The sequence below is a fragment of the Thermocladium modestius genome (assembly GCF_055398215.1).
The window spans coordinates 621,545-638,715 of record NZ_AP043731.1 but is presented as its reverse complement, the minus strand read 5'-3'; the positions used below and the strand labels follow the sequence as shown (position 1 = coordinate 638,715).

Annotated in this window: 19 protein-coding genes and 1 tRNA gene; 11 read left to right on the top strand and 9 right to left on the bottom strand. The window is 53.5% G+C overall.

From position 1 onward, the window contains the following. The first annotated feature begins 47 nt into the window (after positions 1-47). From ACZ5ZS_RS03175 to ACZ5ZS_RS03165, 3 genes are all read left to right on the top strand, one after another. Positions 48-827 (top strand): ATP-binding cassette domain-containing protein, encoded by a 780-nt coding sequence (locus ACZ5ZS_RS03175; RefSeq protein ID WP_188596430.1) that lies wholly within the window; start codon positions 48-50, stop codon positions 825-827. Positions 828-832: 5 nt separating this feature from the next. Continuing rightward, complete coding sequence (locus tag ACZ5ZS_RS03170; protein ID WP_188596429.1) at positions 833-1,099, top strand: hypothetical protein; 267 nt, start codon at positions 833-835, stop codon at positions 1,097-1,099. A 208-nt stretch (positions 1,100-1,307) separates the two neighbouring features. Next, positions 1,308-1,925: a hypothetical protein gene (locus ACZ5ZS_RS03165; protein ID WP_188596428.1), complete on the top strand. Its 618-nt coding sequence runs from the start codon at positions 1,308-1,310 to the stop codon at positions 1,923-1,925. A 287-nt stretch (positions 1,926-2,212) separates the two neighbouring features. Here ACZ5ZS_RS03165 and ACZ5ZS_RS03160 read toward each other — a convergent pair whose 3' ends face one another. Then, entirely contained in the window at positions 2,213-2,830 is a 618-nt protein-coding gene (locus ACZ5ZS_RS03160; RefSeq protein WP_188596427.1) for a hypothetical protein, read from the bottom strand. 148 nt (positions 2,831-2,978) lie between these two features. Between ACZ5ZS_RS03160 and ACZ5ZS_RS03155 the strand changes: the two genes are divergently transcribed. Both ACZ5ZS_RS03155 and ACZ5ZS_RS03150 read left to right on the top strand, forming a co-directional pair. Next, positions 2,979-3,302, top strand: a complete 324-nt coding sequence (locus ACZ5ZS_RS03155) for an AbrB/MazE/SpoVT family DNA-binding domain-containing protein (RefSeq protein ID WP_188596426.1) — start codon at positions 2,979-2,981, stop codon at positions 3,300-3,302. Positions 3,303-3,422: 120 nt separating this feature from the next. Beyond that, positions 3,423-4,328 (top strand): pirin family protein, encoded by a 906-nt coding sequence (locus tag ACZ5ZS_RS03150; protein ID WP_188596425.1) that lies wholly within the window; start codon positions 3,423-3,425, stop codon positions 4,326-4,328. Between the two features lie 396 nt (positions 4,329-4,724). Here the strand turns inward: ACZ5ZS_RS03150 and ACZ5ZS_RS03145 are convergent. After that, a tRNA-Leu gene (locus tag ACZ5ZS_RS03145) sits at positions 4,725-4,812 on the bottom strand. Between the two features lie 92 nt (positions 4,813-4,904). Here ACZ5ZS_RS03145 and ACZ5ZS_RS03140 point away from each other — a divergent pair. Next, positions 4,905-5,843, top strand: a complete 939-nt coding sequence (locus ACZ5ZS_RS03140; RefSeq protein ID WP_188596424.1) for a mechanosensitive ion channel family protein — start codon at positions 4,905-4,907, stop codon at positions 5,841-5,843. Positions 5,844-5,878: 35 nt separating this feature from the next. Next, entirely contained in the window at positions 5,879-6,511 is a 633-nt protein-coding gene (locus tag ACZ5ZS_RS03135) for a hypothetical protein (protein ID WP_188596423.1), read from the top strand. On the opposite strand, the gene endA is transcribed toward ACZ5ZS_RS03135, so the two are convergent. Both endA and ACZ5ZS_RS03125 read right to left on the bottom strand, forming a co-directional pair. Continuing rightward, positions 6,512-7,060 carry a tRNA-intron lyase gene (gene endA / locus ACZ5ZS_RS03130; protein WP_306464046.1) on the bottom strand — a complete coding sequence of 183 codons (549 nt, stop codon included), beginning with the start codon at positions 7,058-7,060 and terminating at the stop codon, positions 6,512-6,514. It lies immediately after the preceding gene. Continuing rightward, the gene (locus tag ACZ5ZS_RS03125; RefSeq protein WP_188596422.1) at positions 7,041-7,430 is read right to left on the bottom strand and encodes a hypothetical protein; all 390 of its coding nucleotides are present in this window, start codon (positions 7,428-7,430) and stop codon (positions 7,041-7,043) included. Before ACZ5ZS_RS03125 ends, endA begins: the two co-directional genes overlap by 20 nt. An 84-nt stretch (positions 7,431-7,514) precedes the next feature. On the opposite strand from ACZ5ZS_RS03125, the gene rqcH reads away from it, so the two are divergent. Both rqcH and ACZ5ZS_RS03115 read left to right on the top strand, forming a co-directional pair. After that, complete coding sequence (gene rqcH, locus ACZ5ZS_RS03120; protein WP_188596421.1) at positions 7,515-9,455, top strand: ribosome rescue protein RqcH; 1,941 nt, start codon at positions 7,515-7,517, stop codon at positions 9,453-9,455. 195 nt (positions 9,456-9,650) lie between these two features. After that, the gene (locus ACZ5ZS_RS03115) at positions 9,651-10,910 is read left to right on the top strand and encodes a mandelate racemase/muconate lactonizing enzyme family protein (protein ID WP_188596420.1); all 1,260 of its coding nucleotides are present in this window, start codon (positions 9,651-9,653) and stop codon (positions 10,908-10,910) included. A gap of 63 nt (positions 10,911-10,973) precedes the next feature. On the opposite strand, the gene ACZ5ZS_RS03110 is transcribed toward ACZ5ZS_RS03115, so the two are convergent. After that, on the bottom strand, positions 10,974-11,636 hold the full coding sequence (locus ACZ5ZS_RS03110; protein WP_188596419.1) for a 5-deoxy-glucuronate isomerase: 663 nt from the start codon (positions 11,634-11,636) through the stop codon (positions 10,974-10,976). A gap of 124 nt (positions 11,637-11,760) precedes the next feature. Here ACZ5ZS_RS03110 and iolC point away from each other — a divergent pair, with 124 nt between their 5' ends. Continuing rightward, positions 11,761-12,780: a 5-dehydro-2-deoxygluconokinase gene (iolC, locus tag ACZ5ZS_RS03105; RefSeq protein ID WP_188596418.1), complete on the top strand. Its 1,020-nt coding sequence runs from the start codon at positions 11,761-11,763 to the stop codon at positions 12,778-12,780. Here the strand turns inward: iolC and ACZ5ZS_RS03100 are convergent. Together ACZ5ZS_RS03100 and ACZ5ZS_RS03095 are read right to left on the bottom strand one after the other, a co-directional pair. Further along, positions 12,758-13,048 (bottom strand): Gfo/Idh/MocA family oxidoreductase, encoded by a 291-nt coding sequence (locus ACZ5ZS_RS03100; RefSeq protein WP_188596417.1) that lies wholly within the window; start codon positions 13,046-13,048, stop codon positions 12,758-12,760. The two genes, iolC and ACZ5ZS_RS03100, sit on opposite strands and share 23 nt — an antisense overlap. Before the next feature lie 30 nt (positions 13,049-13,078). Continuing rightward, the gene (locus ACZ5ZS_RS03095) at positions 13,079-13,762 is read right to left on the bottom strand and encodes a Gfo/Idh/MocA family oxidoreductase (protein ID WP_188596416.1); all 684 of its coding nucleotides are present in this window, start codon (positions 13,760-13,762) and stop codon (positions 13,079-13,081) included. 99 nt (positions 13,763-13,861) lie between these two features. Between ACZ5ZS_RS03095 and ACZ5ZS_RS03090 the strand changes: the two genes are divergently transcribed. Then, on the top strand, positions 13,862-14,602 hold the full coding sequence (locus tag ACZ5ZS_RS03090; protein ID WP_188596415.1) for a sugar phosphate isomerase/epimerase family protein: 741 nt from the start codon (positions 13,862-13,864) through the stop codon (positions 14,600-14,602). A gap of 46 nt (positions 14,603-14,648) precedes the next feature. Here the strand turns inward: ACZ5ZS_RS03090 and ACZ5ZS_RS03085 are convergent, their stop codons facing one another. Both ACZ5ZS_RS03085 and ACZ5ZS_RS03080 read right to left on the bottom strand, forming a co-directional pair. Continuing rightward, a complete protein-coding gene (locus ACZ5ZS_RS03085; RefSeq protein WP_188596414.1) occupies positions 14,649-15,353 on the bottom strand; it encodes an HAD family hydrolase in 705 nt (234 codons plus the stop codon). Positions 15,354-15,539: 186 nt separating this feature from the next. Further along, positions 15,540-16,919 (bottom strand): MFS transporter, encoded by a 1,380-nt coding sequence (locus ACZ5ZS_RS03080; RefSeq protein ID WP_188596413.1) that lies wholly within the window; start codon positions 16,917-16,919, stop codon positions 15,540-15,542. Positions 16,920-17,171: the final 252 nt, after the last annotated feature.

Here is a 17,171-nt window from a genome sequence, read left to right as displayed (position 1 = left end):
GCGAACTATGAAGTTCCTTATATAGAGATAAATCGCATAGGCCTTCAATGATAGAGCTGAGAGACACCACCATATCGGTGGGCGGCGGCGCATTCGTTGTTAGGAACGTGAATATGGAGGTGAACGGCAAGGCGGTTCTAATAGGCCCCAATGGAAGCGGCAAATCAACATTGCTAAGGGCTATATGCGGCTTGATACCGTATGAGGGCAGCATAAAGATTGACGGCATGGAGGTGAACGAGGTGAGGGGCTACACGCCGCTATCCTGCAACTTATCAGAAATATACCAAATGGCATTGACTATATCAGGGCTCCTGGAGATACTGGAGGACGTTAAGGGGGTGGACCGCAGGGAGTTCAAGGGCATTCTGGGCAGATTCAACATCAGCTACGAAAGCATCGAGAAAAAGCCGGTGTTCGGCTTATCGGCGGGCCAGTCCGCCATAGTTAAGCTGGCGCTGGCCCTCGCATCGAGGCCCAAGATAGTCATAGCCGACGAGCCCTTCGAGAACGTGGATCCGGCGAGGAGGTTAATGGTGTCCAGCCTATTAATGGAATACGGGGAGGAGGGCATGATAGTGACCCACGAGTTAGACATGCTGAGGAGGTTCTCCGGCTACGATGCTTACCTGGTCATCGAGGGCGTGGTCTACGGCCCGATCCAAGTTGAGCGACTGTTGAGGGCCAGCATAATCGCGGGGGAGTCCAAGGATGCCTTGATAGAGGTGACGGTGGGCGGGGCCAGGTACTCCATAGTGGAGGGCGGGGAAGGCGTTAAATTCAGCGACATGGGTAGCCTGAATAGGCTATATGGATTGCTGAGGTGATCCCAATGGGTCTAGCCAAGTTCCTAGTCACTGCGGAACTCAGGAACAAGAACATGCTGTTCTGGGGAATCGGCTGGATGCTGATATGGATAATCATGGGCGCATTCCTATTCAACTCCAGTTTCCCCAAGCTGGCACAGCCCTACATGGATGAGGCGGTCAAGATGTACACCGCAGATTGGCTCGCATTTGTGATAGTCTACGAGCCGACAGGCGTATTGATAAAAAAGAGGACAAACCTCGCCTCTTTGAGGCGGGGAGAAAGTTTTTAGGTGAGGAGTTTGTGGGGGGTTTTCACCCCCTCGGTTAACTCTTTGAAGATGGGGAGTGGGGGCCGACACACCCCCACAATACCGAGGAGGGGGCCGAGTAGCGCCCGTTAAAGGGGCGTAACCCCCAAGACCCCGGGGAACCCTCGCCCTTCAAGGCGGGGAGGAGGTCAGTGGGCTTCTCTACTTTCTAATATACCAAACGGCCGGCATGGCATACCTGCGCAGATACGGCAGGCTAACCCCCGCAAAATTCATAACATCATATTACCTTGGAATGATGATTCCCTCATCCATATTATCTCTATTCATGATCGCCTCCATAATGACGATGTTCTACGCCGGCTTCATTTACCACGGATACGACATATCGCCGACAGTCGTGATGCCGAGCAGCGCGCTGGGAATAATTGAGGTAATGGGCCTGGCCCTATTAACATCGCTGCTCATGCAAGCAATACTATTCCTGCTGGGAGTAGCAGCAATGAACACCAGCTTGAAGCACGTGAGCAGGATAGCTATGATTCCCTTCATTATAGTGTTCATCTCCTTCTACACATCGCTCTTCCTAAGCTTGCCCGAGTGGGCCTTGCTCATAAACCCATTCATGGCCCTAATGGACTCCATAGTAACCACGTATACCGGCCTCCCCAGCATGCCAAGCCAATTGAGCATCAACATGAGCGGTGCGCCAGCGATTAACCACGGAGTGCCGCTGACCTACGGCATCCTCTCCACAATAGCATGGACAATAGCATTAACCGCAGCGGCCGTGCCGCTAATCAACAAGATCAAGTATAAGCCGCCCGAGGAGGCGAGGGAGCTATAGAACCTTAAAACCACGTCGTTAAGGGCAAGCCGTACTTCTTGTTATTTTGGAGCGGCAGACTCGAGATGAAAATTTATCGCTGCTCTGATAGTCCAAAAATTGACCTGACCACAACGAAGCAATTAGAGCCACATCAATGATTAACCGCCCCGGTTTTCAGGGTTGGCGGTGGCGCTTCTTCAAAATTTGGACCGTCAGAGCCGAGATGAAAATTTATCTCGACTCTATCGCTCCAAAAATCACGAAGCCCCCGGCGGCCACCAATGATGGAGAAAAGATTCACTCCATTACCACGCGCGTCCCCTGCGTTCCTCCTTGAATTCAACCATGTCTTCGACCAGCTTGATCAGTCTGTCTGCGTTGTCCACGTTGAATCCTCTTCTCCTCCACTCCCTGGAGGCTGTTTTTGCTGCGTTGGTCCACGTCGATAGTGCCTCCACGCTAATGGAGGTGGCTTGGCCCCTTGAGTTGATGAGGCCCATCAGTCGCTTCCTCGCGTACTTGGTTAGTTCAATGAATGTCTCGCCCAGCGCCGCTTCCACGTATTGCCTGTTCATGGGCTCGACTTGGTACTCGACGGCGTTGGCCTTGGTTGGTATCTTGGAAAGCAGCATTTGCTTGGCTTCGTGGCTTGGGGCTAGGTACGTGGAGTTATCCATTCTTGGGGATAATAGCCAGGCCGCTGTTTCCTTGATCTTTGAGTAGATCCTGGCACCGCCTCCCGGTATGTCGAAGGAGATCAGCGTCAATCCATCTGGGTCGTCTGTCACCGCGAAGTCCATTAGTTTGTCGCCGAGCCTTGGCTTGCTTACCAAGTGTATGTCCCTTATGTCGTCAGGTGTCTTGTACCTGCCCTCGAGGGCTTTGGATGAGAGGCCCGCTGTTCTGCCCATCACCAGCAACATGGCTATCCCCTCCGTGCACTGGTTTATAAGTTTTTATTTATTATTAAATAAATATATATCTAAAATAATATCGCTATTATTTCGGTTATGATTTATTTTATAATAAATATAAAGGCAAGCTTTAATAGCCCGTAAGTGAGGAGGAGCCATGTCCATCGAATCATTCAAGGCATTGCAGGGCGTCGAGGTCAGGGCTCGGGTGAGGATTTACGGGCCTACCAACTCGTACATACCCATACCATCCTTCGTGAGGTACCTGGGTTTCGACGAGAGGGCTCGGGTGATAGTTGTCAAGGGCTCATCGTGGTACATGTACGAGACCGCGATCAGGAGGCCATCCTCTACTAGGTACGGGGTGACACTGCCAAAGAGGGTTATTGACGCGCTTAGCTTGAGCAACGACGATGAGGTGACGGCGATAATATTGAGGCCAGTAACGCGGGAGTACGATATAGGGAGGGGAAGGGATTAGGGCGTCCACTTGGGGCTGCTAGGATCTCACTAGCACAGGCCTCGCTTGGTTGATTGGGGATGGTTCGACTGGCCTCGGCACCCGGCCATCAATTTTTAAATAATTGATTAAATATCACAAATGGCTCGAAAAACGGTGGAGGCGGTACTTAGGGGTAATTGGACAAGGGATGGGGCTGGCGTCAAGCTGTACAGGGTGTTCGGCAGCCCCGGCCTTGTGGATGTGATGGATCCATTCCTACTGCTCGACAGCTTCGGGTCCAGGGACCCCGGCGAGTACTTGATGGGTTTTCCCTGGCACCCCCATAGAGGCATAGAGACCGTGACTTACCTGCTCAAGGGCGAGGTGCATCACAGGGACAGCACGGGCGTCGCGGGGGTGCTCGGGGAGGGGGATATTCAATGGATGACCGCGGGAAGCGGCATATTCCACGAGGAGATGCCCAGGCCCGGGAAGAAGGAGGGGGATCAAGAGGACCTGGAGGTAAAGGGATTCCAGTTGTGGATCAACCTGCCCAGGTCCAGCAAGATGAGCAAGCCAAGGTACAGAAACATCACTAGGCGCAGCGTGCCGAGGATAAGGCTGGACAACGGAGGGGAGGCCGTGTTGGTGGCGGGGAGAATTAGGGCGCCGGGGTATGGAGCTGTGGAGGGACCGGTGAGCGGCTTAGCGACGCCGATTCACTACATGGACGTAACCATCCCAAGCGAGTCCGAGTTCAGCTATGAAGTGAGGGATGGGTATACGACCATCATCTACGTAATCGATGGATCGATTAAGTTAGGCGGGGAACGGGCAGCATCGCTCGGCCAGTTGGCGGTGCTGTCCCGAGAGGGCGAGGAAGTCAAGATAGCCGCAGGCGACGCGCCGGCTAGGTTCCTCCTGCTCGCGGGGAGGCCCATAGGGGAGCCGGTGGCTTGGTATGGCCCCATAGTCATGAATACGGAAGAGGAGTTGAAGCGGGCGTTCGTTGAACTGAGAAATGGAACGTTTATAAAACAAGAGCCTGACGTGAACGACTTATGAACGCCCACGCACCCAGATAGAACGACCCAGAGCAGGATCTGTCAAAGACTGAGATTAACAAGCTAAGGAATAAATCCTTTCCATTATTGACACGCTGAATAACTGGCCCTCTTGTAGATTATGCTACGCTCCCAGCATCGCCATAATCGCCTAGCAAATTCATATAAACTTAGGCGGTCAACCGACCTCTTACCTGTCTTTAAAGGCGAGGCGCATAATTGGCTTCGCCAAGATTTTCAAACAGGTAATGCATTATCATACGTTGCCAAAAACTGGTCACGCAAATATCCAGGGAATGCAAAAACAAGCATGCCTACCGTTGCCGGGTCGGGAGTCGCGGTTATATCAGTCATCAATTCCCAGGGAACCTAAAAATGATGACCATAGCTTCATTGTTGGTGCGGGGGGTGGGACTTGAACCCACGCAGGCCTTCGCCAACGGATCTTAAGTCCGCCCCCTTTGACCATGCTCGGGCACCCCCGCTCAATGCCCTTCTGCGCACGGTTGGGTTTAAAGTCTTTCGGCATCATCTATGTTTTTAATACATTTTTAAATTGATTAAGTGCGCCTCACTCATGGGCAGCAATCAATGCAGCGGCCTCTCCGGCATGGGTAACCTAATGAGGAGGATAATCATTAGTTGGATACCCGTGATCGGCGCCGGGATCCTCATCTACGTAATATATGAGGTGCTCAAGGTCAGCGTATTGAATAGGTACGCCCAGTACGAGGACGTGGTCAGGCTCACTCTCACCGTGGCCGTTGGGGCGGCTGCCTTCTGGCAGACGGGGCGGGAGGTGACCAGGATGGTCTATGCATGCGATCCCAGGAAGGGGCCCGTCATAAAGTTCCTCCTCCAGCTCAGCATAGTCAGCGCGGTGATAATCGCGCTCGCGGTGGAGTTCGCCAAGGTGACCCCCTCGGCCGCAGCCTTCGGGGGAACGGCGGTGGGGCTCATACTTGGCCTGGCCGTCCAGCAATCCCTCTCCAGCATCTTCGCCGGCGTCATGATAATACTGTCGTCGCCGTTCAAGCCGGGGAACAGGGTGACCCTGGTCACGTGGCAGTACGGAGTGCTTAGGGCGACGTATCCCCACGAGGGGATGCCGAATGGATTCACGGGCACCGTGGTAGACATGACCCTCCTCTACACCACGTTAATAGACGACAAGGGAGTCACCATACGGATACCCAACTCTGTCTTGGTACAGGCCATGGTTATAAACCACGACGAGGCGCAGTTCAGGATGGCCAGGACCAGGCTGGACGTGCCCGCGTCCGTGCCCATAGCCAAGTTCGAGGAGGAGATTAGGAGGAGGCTGGCCGACGTGAAGCAGATAAAGTCTATCAAAGTCACCGCGGAGGAGACTTGGCAGTCCACCTCCATATACCAGGCAGCGGTGGAGGGCGTGGCGGATCCCTCCATGAGCGAGAAGGACTTGAGGGATGCATTGATGAGAGCCGCCCTAGCCGCCAGGTCCGCGTTAATGGATAATCCCTCCCCCCAGCGGTAGTTGGGTTTTTATAGAGAAACGCGCCTCTAAGCGCGGTGCTGGACCTACTTCTAAAGCGAGAGATGGATAGGCTGATCAAGTGGCTAACGGAGGAGAGAGGCATGGAGGTGGTGGAGAGGGGGGAGGACTACGTGAACTGCAGGGACGGAAATAACTTGGTTCACTTCAGGTACGTTTACCTGGACATACCCAACGAGGCCGACATAGCTAAGCGGGCCGCGGAGGTTGCGGGGAGTAGGACGGCCTTCAACAAGGCCTACCTAGTCGTGGATAAGCCCGCGGCTAACTTCGTGGACGGCAAACTCATGAGGAGGCTGGGCATAGGCATAATAGTTATGGGAAGCGAGATAGCGGAGGTGATGGCCAGCATGCCCATGCCCACTGCGAGGCCAGCCGTTGACGACGGGGCCATTGCCGAGGTGATGAGGGAGATGAAGTCGGTGAGGGATAGGTTGGCGGAGGTGGAGAGGAGGGTGGGGGAGTTGGAGGCCATGATTAGGTCGAGGAGCGGAAGGGAGGAGCGTGGGGAGGCCGAGGAGGGGGACAAGGCCGAGGAGGGGAGAGTCGAGGAGGGCGGCGGGGGAGGAGTGGGGCAGGTGCAGGGCGACGTGCCTCAATTCATGCGGGAGAACCCGTGGCTGGACATATTGGGAAAGAGGGGCAAGTGATTAGGGGTTCCACCACTCGAATCCTATGAAGTAGAGGTCGTCTATGTCCCTTGTGGCGAGCACGAACGTCTTCCTAACGCTGTGGCTCAGCCGGGCGGCCCGGGTTATGTCCAGCGCGGTGAGGTTCCTGGCCGGGTCTAGGTAGTGTATTAGGATGGGCGCGTGATCTATACCGGGCCCCTTCTCGTATATAGCGAATAGGCTGCCGAACTTCAAGCCGCTCTTCACTATATACCCCCCATCCCTGAAGAACCTGTATATGCCGTACACCGTGGATGGGTCGTGGAACCTGGACGCCAGGGCCTCCCTCAACTCATCTATGTGGACTGGGGAGCCGTCGCTCCTCACCACCTCCAGCGACCCCTTCTCAGCCAAGTATACTGCATCCAATATGGATAGATGCAGCGGCGATGATGCCGAGACCACCTCGCCTGGCTTTACTTTATCTAATCCAATGAATTTGCCGTAGAACGATGAGGTGTAGAGGAGCCGCGCCTCCTCGGGGTCGCTTACTATTACCGTGTCCCCCTTAAGGATTCCCCTGATCACTCTGCTCCCTCTTGTGGGCGCGTATTGTTGCTATTGAGTTGTCCGCTATGCCGTTCCTCCTCAGCTCCTCCTCGTTGCACCAAACCTCGCCGGGCGGCACGTCATCCTTGGCCACCACCTTGAAGACGTACCTGCGCTCCCTCGCGCCGCCGCCCACCAGCACGGCCTCTATTTCCATGGTTATATTCAATTCCTTCATGGTATTGGGATTCATCAATGCCCTCCCCTCATCCACGTCCCCCCTCCTCCTCAGCCTGAGACGCCTCTCCATGGGGGCCTTCCGCTCCTTCTTGAACACGTCCGCCGTGAGAAACGACGGAATGAGCAACTTCCTTTTCTCCGCGTCGCCTCCCTCCCTTTGATCGGACATCGAGGGGGTAATCAAGCGAGCGGTATTTATCCTTAACTGCGGCCCATCCAAAGAGTTTTTAACCCAAGCCGGGCATCGGGCTCGGTGAAGAAGTCCCTATCAGCGCTGGACCTGCTGGCCGTGGCGGGCGAGTTGAACGCGGAGGTGGCTGGGCAGGCCGTGGATAAGGTCTACGGGATCGGAGACTCCATACTGCTCAGGGTGGGCAGGGAGAAGCGATTGATCGTGGCCAACAAGAACAGGGTGAGCCTGACGACCAGGATGCCGCCCAACGTCTCCCCACTCCCCGCCCTGCGTGCTAGGCTTGAGGGGTGCAGGCTGGAGCGTGTAGAGGTGCCGTTCTTCGATAGGGTTATCGAGCTTAGGACGAACTGTGGGACGCTGGTGGTGGAGCTGCTCAACCCCTTCAACGCCGCTCTCGTCGAGGCAGAGAAGAACGGAAAGGAGGAAGGAGGAAGACGAATACTGTGGCTGCTCCATGGGTATAAGTCGAGGGACAGGGAATTGAGGCTGGGTGATCATTACGTCCCTCCCCCAAGGTCCTTCAAGGACCCCCGCTTCGCAGACTCATTCCTGGACGCGGTTGGGGAGGGCATGGGGAGGAGGCTGGGGTTGAGCCGGGAGTTGGAGGCTGAGGTGTGCGCTAGGGCTGATTGCGGGGATCCCCTTGAGGCGTGGAGGGCGTTTAGGGAGATGGCTGTGATGGCCGCCGTGGGTCCCAGGGAGCCGGTCATCCACGTAGTGAACGGGGAGGCGGCGTTCGTGTCTCCCGTGCCCTTCAAGACGATCGGCGGGGAGTTGGTGAGGTTCAATTCCTTCAACGAGGCCGTGGACGAGTACTTCTGGAGACTGGAGGCGGAGGAGGCCGCGCGTAAATCAGCGGAGGAGGCTAGAAACGAGGCCGGTAGGTTGATGGCCAGCTTGGAGGAGGCGAGGAAGGCGAGGAACAGGAATGAGGCGGAGGCGGAGGAGGCGAGGAGGGTGGGGGAGGCTATAATGCTTAACCTATACGGCCTGGAGGAGTTGCTGAGGGAGGCGAGGAGGCTTTACGGCGAGGATAAGGACTCCTTCCCAGAGAGAGCCCTCGGGCTGTCGGTGGGCTCCATTAGGGTCGTGGGCTTCGACGCAGCCAAGAGATCCTTGAGGCTGGACCTGGGTGGGTTGGAGGCCGTCATCGGATTGAACGAGTCGCCGGGGGACGCCGCCAACAAGTACTTCGGGCTAGCCAAGGAGTTGAGGCGAAAGGCTGAGGGAGCGGGGGAAACCATAAGGAGGATGGAGGAGAGGCTGAGGGGGCTGCAGTTGAGGGCTGAGGGGGCTGAGAGCTCATTCAAGGAGTCGGTGAGGGTGGTGTACGGGAAGGAGTGGTTCGAGCGGTTTAAGTGGTTCGTGACGTCCGGCGGGCGCGGCGTCTTGGCTGGGAGAAACGCCGATCAGAACGAGGCGTTGGTGAAGCGGTACATGAGGGACCAGGACCTCTTCTTCCACGCCGACGTGCCCGGCGCGGCGGCCACGGTTTTGAGGATAAACGGCGGCTCGCCGGATCCGGAGGACATAATGGAGGCCGCGGTCTTCGCCGCGTCAAACTCCAAGCTTTGGATCGCGGGGGCAATGGCGGGCGACGTGTTCTACGTGGAGGGAAGCAGGGTTGGCAAGGAGGCTCCCTCCGGGGAGTATGTGGGGAAGGGCAGTTTCATGATATACGGGGAACGGGGGTGGGTGAGAGGCGTGGAGCTCTCCCTGGGGGTGGGGGTTAGGTTCGATGGGGAGGTGGCTCGGCCGATCTCCGCGCCGCCCAGCGCCGTGGCTAGGCTGGCGCATGTGTACGCCGTTATAAGGCCCGGCGGCATGGAGCGGGGGCGGGCCGCGCAAGCGGTGAGGGAGGGGTTGATCAAGATAGATGCACGGGCCAGGAGGGTGGTGGCGGATCAATTGGTGGAGCTGATACCCGGGCCCAGCAGGGTGATGGAGGTGAGGGCCGGGAACCCAATGGATTGGGCCGAGGTGAGGACGGCTTTCCAGTGACGTGAAGGCAAGCGGGGCATTTCATTGTAGGCGTTGAGCGGCCGAGCAATTCTGCTTGCCGGGACGATTTCCTGTCTCGGCCGAAGGGGAGGCATAGCGTGCTTTCCGCCCATGGAATCCACGGGGCATTGATATGGGGAGCTCCTCTTATGCTATCCGCAGCAAATAATTTATTCGACAGACACAGATTCAGTTATGGAGCTCAGGATAACCGATATAAGGGCTCAATCCGTTCAAGCCAATTTTGAGTGGACATTCGTCAAAATATACGCGGGGGATTTATATGGGGTTGGGGAGGCTGGTCACGCGCCTGGCCTCGTCAACATGCTGCCCTCCTTCCGGGAATTGTTGGTGGGAGAGGATGCGTTAAAGATCAGGAGGATAGAGCAGAAGCTCAGGTGGGCCACGCATTACTCGGGCACCACGACGTATCACTTTATCTCCGCAATAAATATTGCACTATATGATTTGGTGGGCAAGTTCCTCAACATGCCCATCTGGAGGCTGTTAGGGGGGTATAGGGATAAGATTAGGGTATACGTAGATGCCCATGGAGGTAAGGGGTTGGAGGCCATGAATTCCCTGGCCATGCCCGTCGAACCGGCTTGGCTCGGCGAGGCCAACATAGAGAGGAGCAGAATTATCTCCGCCAATAATCCAATACATGGCAGGCTATCCATAGAAAAATGGAATGAGGATTACAGTCCAGAAGCCTATGCAGGCAGGGCAAAGGAATTGGCTGGGGAGGGGTTCACCGCCATCAAGTTCGACTTAGACGTGCCCACCCCCTACACTGACCCAGCGCTAATCATGAGCGGGGAATTGACTTTAAGGGACATAGATTATTTGGCATCTCTGGTGAAGGCAGCTAGGGAGGCGGTGGGGGATGGGGTCGATTTGATGTTCGATCTACACTGGAGGTATGACATAAACACGGCGGCAAGGATTTGCAAGGCCGTGGAACCGTATAGACCCCACTGGATAGAGGACCCCGTGCCCGCCCAGATGACAATCAGCAACCTAGATGAGTATAAACTGCTAACCCAGCTCTGCCAAGTCCCCATAGAGACGGGGGAGAACATGTACACCGTTTATCAATTCAAGGATCTACTGGGAACTGGAATTAGGGTGTGGGCCCCGGACCTCGCTAAGGCCGGTGGGATAGGGGAGGGAGTCAAGATAGCTGACCTGGCTTCAATGTATGACATAGAGATGTCGCCGCACAATATAGGATCCCCCATAGCCACAATGGCTCATGCCCATGTAGCGTCCATGGCCAACACGTTCGGCATGCTGGAATTCCATGGCCACGACATACCGTTCTGGAACAGCATAATAAAGCCCAAGAAACAATTGATAGACAAGGGATTCATAGAGCTAAGCGACGAGCCGGGGCTGGGCATTGACTTGGATATGAGCGAAATCAGGAAGATATGGCCCAACTTCGATTTATGATTGATTTCCCATTGATGATGAGAGGAATTAAATCCTGTTTTCCGGCGAAAATCAATTAACACCTCAAGTCTTCAGGTGGGACTGACCCATCGGCACGTTCTTGAACTCCGGCTGAATCATGACCGATAAATCCCTTTTCATGGATGGAGGAACAGCTATCACCCAGGCATACTTGATCCCGTTCAACGTGGTTCCAACGTTAGGATGATACCCTCTCGGAATCAACACGACATCGTAGTCATGAACGACGTAGGCCTGTTCATCCTCTTCCGTCAAAATGAGTTGAACGCCGAAGCTGTTTCCCATGCCGTAGAATATATAGGCCTCAGGCTTCCCATCATGCCTGTGAGGTGGGTAGCTGGTCCAATTCCCCGGCTCTCCCTCATCGTACCCAGCCAAGAAGCTGCACACGGGGTCCTCCTCACCTATCATGGTTATCACATCCCTTTTATACGGCGGGAACCCCACGGTTAATCTCTTGCCCTCGCTGAACCGCCTCACGAACATCTCCTTATCCGCCGACGCCGCCGCGCTCGCTATGTAAACCACGGAGCCGGGGGACACATCCAAGCCAAGCTCGTGGTTCCTAGGCACATAGAGCATGTCCAACTCGTTTAGAACTACATCCTTGGCCTTAACGGAGCCCTTGAGCGGGAAGATGAGCCTCTCATTGCCTTCGGCCTTCATGTGTACGGTGACCTCCCTATTGGTGCTTATGCTTTGCATGCGATAACCGTCTTTATCAAAGACCGTTGATAATTCATTGATTTTATTATAAACCGAATATTTGAACAGCATACCTATCAGGGATTAAAATAATGTTTAAATTTTTTGCCTAGTTGCGCCCGGCATGAATCAAAGAAGGGACGATTATGATGTGGTTCTCATAGGTAGGTTGGGAATAGATCTGTACTCCGATGATTTCGGCAAGCCGCTGGACAAGGCGGCGCGGTTCGTGAAATACGTGGGAGGCACCGTAACCAATACCGCAATTGGATGCGCCAGGTACGGCATGAGGGCTGCGCTGATAACCAGGGTGAGCACGGACCCGTTGGGCAAGTTCGCCAAGGATTACTTGAGGGATAATGGGGTTGATGTGAGCTACATAAAGGAGGACCCCGATGCATTGATGGGATTGGTGTTCGCCGCGATATTTCCAGGCAAGGACCCGGACTTCATATTTTACAGGCCGAAGGGCGAGGTGGCCGACCTCAGGATAACCAAGGATGACATACCCATTTCCGTAATAAATGGAACAAAGGTATTGGTGATCACCGGCACTGGGCTCTCCGCCGAGCCGTCCCTAGGCGCGAATCTCCACGCGGTGGATCTAGCGGCCAACGCTGGAAAAACAATTCTATTCAATTTGGATTGGAGACCATCGACTTGGAGCGGCGTGCCGGATGAGGACAGGATTAAGAGATACAAAGCGGTGCTGGATAAGTCAAGCATAGTAATAGGCGGCGTGCCCGAGTGGCTGGCCGCAACAGGCGAGTCAAGCATTGATGCAGCGATTGACTCGATTAGGGGTAAGGAGAAGAGGATACTAATAGTGACCAGGGGAGGGGAGGGGACCACCGTTTTTTATCACGGCAATGCGATAAACACCGAGGCGTTCAAGGTCAACGTGTTGAAGACCCTGGGCGCGGGCGACGCCTTCCTAGCAGCGTTCCTGTACGGATATCTCTATTTATTGAAAAGCGGATGGGAGGTGGGGGATGTACTGAAGTTCGCCAGCGCAGCCGCCGCAATAGTGGTGACCAGGCATTCCTGCTCCGAAGCAATGCCCACCTACGATGAGGTCATGCAATTTCTAAGGGAACGGGGGGAGCAACTGCACGGCAATGCTAAGCCACGTCACTTAACGTAATGGGCCTTCCCTCCATGAACGACTTAGCGGCTGCCTCTGCCAATATGTTTGCCCTCAATCCATCGAGCTCGTTAGGAGCGGGGGTTACCCCATCCGATAGGCTCCGCAGGAATGCAGCCAACTCGCTGCGGTATGCTTGATCGAACCTCTCGGCGAACCAGGGCCTAACAGCCGTCCTAATTATGTTCTCGCTAATTGTGAACACATTATTGTTTAGGTAATCCCTCATCCCTACCACTCCCTTGCTCATAAATGCCTCTGCCCTCACGTCATAGCCATAGTTGGAGCACCTGCTGGTCTATATCGTAACGAGCGGTCCATCCTTATACCTCAATTCAACGATTACATTATCCAGATCATTGGCATTGCTGTACCACTTACAAATAAATACACCTCCATCTGAGTAAACCGCGGTCGGCATGCCGAATAACCAATTCGACATGTCCAGATCGTGAATCACGAAGTCGTAGAAAATGGCGCCGGCCTCGCCCGTGAATATCCCCGCCGGCGGTTGCGGAGTCACTGGATCTCGCGCCACGAATCTGACGATGAGGGGGCGCCCCAGGTCCCCGCTCGTCACTGCCTTGCTAAACTCCGCGAAATCGGCATCGAACCGCTTATGAAACCCAACCTGCAGCTTAACGCCGCTATTATGAACCAATTTAACCACTTCCTCTGCCTCCACTCTATTGATGCCCACGGGCTTCTCGACGAAAATGTCAAGGCCGCACTCCACTGATTGCTTTATCAGCCCAAAATGAGTGGGCGTGGATGTCGCTATTATTACCGCGTCTACCTTATCCTTAAGCGATGCAAATGCAGCGTCGATATCCTTAAAATACGGCACGTGTAGCTCCCGGGCCAAGGCATTCGCTGCCTCATTGACGTCCACCACGCCAAGCAACTCGCCGCCAAGCGACTTCACGTTAATCGAGTGTATTCTGCCCATTCGTCCTCCTCCAATCACCAATATGCCAGTCATACCCTCACTATCGAGCAATTCCTAATTAAAGTTTGCCAAACATTAAATATGCAAAATATCCTTGAAAAAAGTTAATAACCCCCTCCAATAGATTAAGTCATGAGGAAATCGATAACCACCATTCTGTGGGGCAAATTTAAGGATGAGAAATCCTTTTTGGAGACTCTCGAGTACATAAAGCAACTAGGATATGATAGCGTGGGACTGGAGGTCAGAATGTTACCATCACGATTAATAAAAGAGCCCAGGAGGGTCAGCGATGACTTGAGGAAGGTGGGACTGGAAAACGGTGGTTCCTATTCCGTAATGCGGGATCAAGACATAGAATGGGCTAAGGCAGCTGGATCCAAGCTTCTCTGGGTAGTTGTAAGGAAAAAGGATTGTAATGAGGCCTTAAAGATGCTTGCAGAATTCACTGACAAGGCGAGCAGTGAGGGAATAACTGTGGCTCTACACAATCATCTACGCACGTGCTTTGAGACCGAGGACCAAGTACTAAGCGCGCTGGAGTCAATACCTAAATTAAGGATATGCCTAGATACTGCCCACGCGGAGGCTGCTGGAATAGACTCAGTAAAGTTCATAAAGGAGCACGCAAGCAAGATCGGGTTGGTTCACCTAAAGGACCTACGGGTGAAGGCCCCCAAGAGCAAGATAAGGTTCACGACAGACTTCGTGAATGTCGGCAATGGCATCATAAACTTCAAGCCCGTAATTGCCGCGTTAAGGGACGTGAAGTATAATGGCGACTTAATGGTGGAGGTGGAGGCATTATCCGGACAAAGCCCAAACGATATAGCCAAAAAAAGCATGGATTACCTCAACAAATTATTGTTGTAAAAACCGTTGGACTAAACTAAATAGAATGTCAAATAATTATATTATCCTAGCACTGCAAGATATTGATCAATTCATTAAGCGAGCCTATCACGAAGCTTGGCTTCGCCTCGTCAGCCATGTGCAATAAATCGCCTATTGGACCTCTCTTCACTATAGCAGTCCACATTCCGACTTTCTTGGCACCGGGCACGTCAGCGTACGGCTTATCCCCCACGTATAGGCAGGCCTTGGGATCCATTCCCAATATCGACAAGGCCTTGCTGAACGGGGCTGGATCGGGCTTCTCCTGCGGCACATCATCGCCGGCTATCAATATCAGCTTAAACAAGTCAAGCGGGATATCGCTGCGCTCAATCCTCCTGCGCTTATACCCCGGAGTGCCGTCGTCATTTGCTATCATACCGAGTACCACGCCGCACTTGTCCAGCTCCGGCAATGCATATATGGCATCCCTGAATGCACGGGACCCCTCAATCCACTTGCTCCAATAAAGCGATGTCAAGCCATTCTCTTGTTCCTCCCCAATGCTCACGCCTATTGCCTTAGCCACGCTCCTCCACCAAATATTTCTATTGAATATATTGGAGACCTCCATTTTCTGCTCTATTTCAAGGATCACTGAGTCTATGATTTTACTATCTATTCCAGTAAGGGATGACAATTCAGAAGCAACGGCCCGCCTCGCGCATTCCCTGGCGGGATTCGAGTCGACCAGAGTATCATCGAAGTCGAACAAGGCGCATCTTATCATAACCGTATAGGTATTATTATCTATACTATTAAGCTTTTGGGTTTATTGATCGATCAATTTAATCAATCTCTCCGCGCTAAATAACATGCGAGATAAGCTGATTGTTGAATTATATGGAGAAAATACGCACTCGATAAGCAAAAGAACATACTGATTTTAATTTTAACTATTTGAAGATATGGACCCTTACTTAGTCCCGGTTAACTTATCTTCTATCTGCGTTGGGGTCAACTGCTTAGTTTCAGGCATTAATAGGTACGACCACAGAGCAACGAAGAGAATTGCTCCGCCGAGCAATGCAAATGCTCCGCTGTATCCTATCTGTTTCACCAGGACTGGTAGGACGTACGTGCTGGCCGCCGCGCCTATCCTGGAGAACATCGATGCCAACCCATGCCCAGTCGCTCTAACCCTAGTGGGCCATAGTTCCGCCAAGGCCACTGTGTAGGGACCGGGGCCGAAGTTCATGAAGTAGTAGTATATGGTGAATAGTATCATTATGAGCGGGAACGCCAAGTTAGTCCCGAACAAGCCTAGCTCGTACATCACCAAGCCGGCTACCATGTCTATGCCCATTACTAGGGCTCCGACTATCACCATAAATCTACGTCCCCACTTATCGTACGTCACGGCAGCCGTGTAGTAGCCGAACAGCGCTATCACCCAGTAGAGCGCGGAGGCCAGGAAGGCCAGTTGAGGCGTGGTTAATCCTAATCCCTTGGTTATGTAGGGAGTGTACAGATTTGAGCCGTAGAAGGCGATGTCAGCCACGGGCCACCATACCCATATGAACAGCGTCGTCTTCCACATGTTTCCCTCGAACAGGGCCTTAAGAGAGGGACGGCCGGGCTTGCCCGGATCCAGTGATGCCTCGGATCCACCCGTCATCTTCTTGACCACGTCCTCATGCGTCTCCTTTATCTTCTGCCCGATCTTCTCCTGTATTGCGGCCCACCTCGGGCTCTCCAGTATGCCCATCCTCAATATTATTATGATAAGGCCCCATATCGCCTCGCTTCCCAGCATCACCCTCCAAGCTAGGTTTGGATTGCCTCCGTAGGCCACGGCGAAGGCGAACGCAGATAGGAAGCCCACCACCGATCCAATTCCCCAGAAGCTGTTCATAGATGCAAGCGCGAATCCCCTCCTCTTGGCAGGCGCGTACTCGGCCACCATTGTCGGGGAGAGGGCGTAATCTCCTCCCACCCCGATTCCTATCAATAATCTAAGTATGTATAGCTGCACGAAGTTGGCTGCAAACGCGCTGAGGAAGCCGAACACCACCAGGAATATCAAGTCCCAAATGTATAGAAGCCGCCTGCCTATCCTATCCGCGAATGCTCCGAATAGGGGCGCGCCCACCGCCACTCCTATGAATGCCGACGATGCCAGTAATCCGGTTTGGCTCGCGGTCAATTTCCATAGCGGGTCCAAGTATAGCAGCGCAGCGCCTATTATCAATGTATCGTATGCATCGACGAATTGGCCCATGGATGCCGTGAACCAGGCCAGCCAGAAGTATTTTCCCAGCTTTCTGAGAGGCATATCGTCGAAATTTAGACCCATAGATAGTTGCAATAATTAGCAGTTTTTTAAATATTTTCTAGATTACAAACTTGAAAAATATAAAATATTTTTTAATGTTGTTAATATTATATTAATAGAGATTAATATATATCATCTACATAAATCAGGCAATCAATACATTGATGCAGTAAATGTTCTATTTATTAAACCAAGTATCAACGCAGATCCCTCCAGCATTATTTAGTCATCACTGATTTCCTCCCGTTCCAGCAGAAGAGACTTTATGGCATT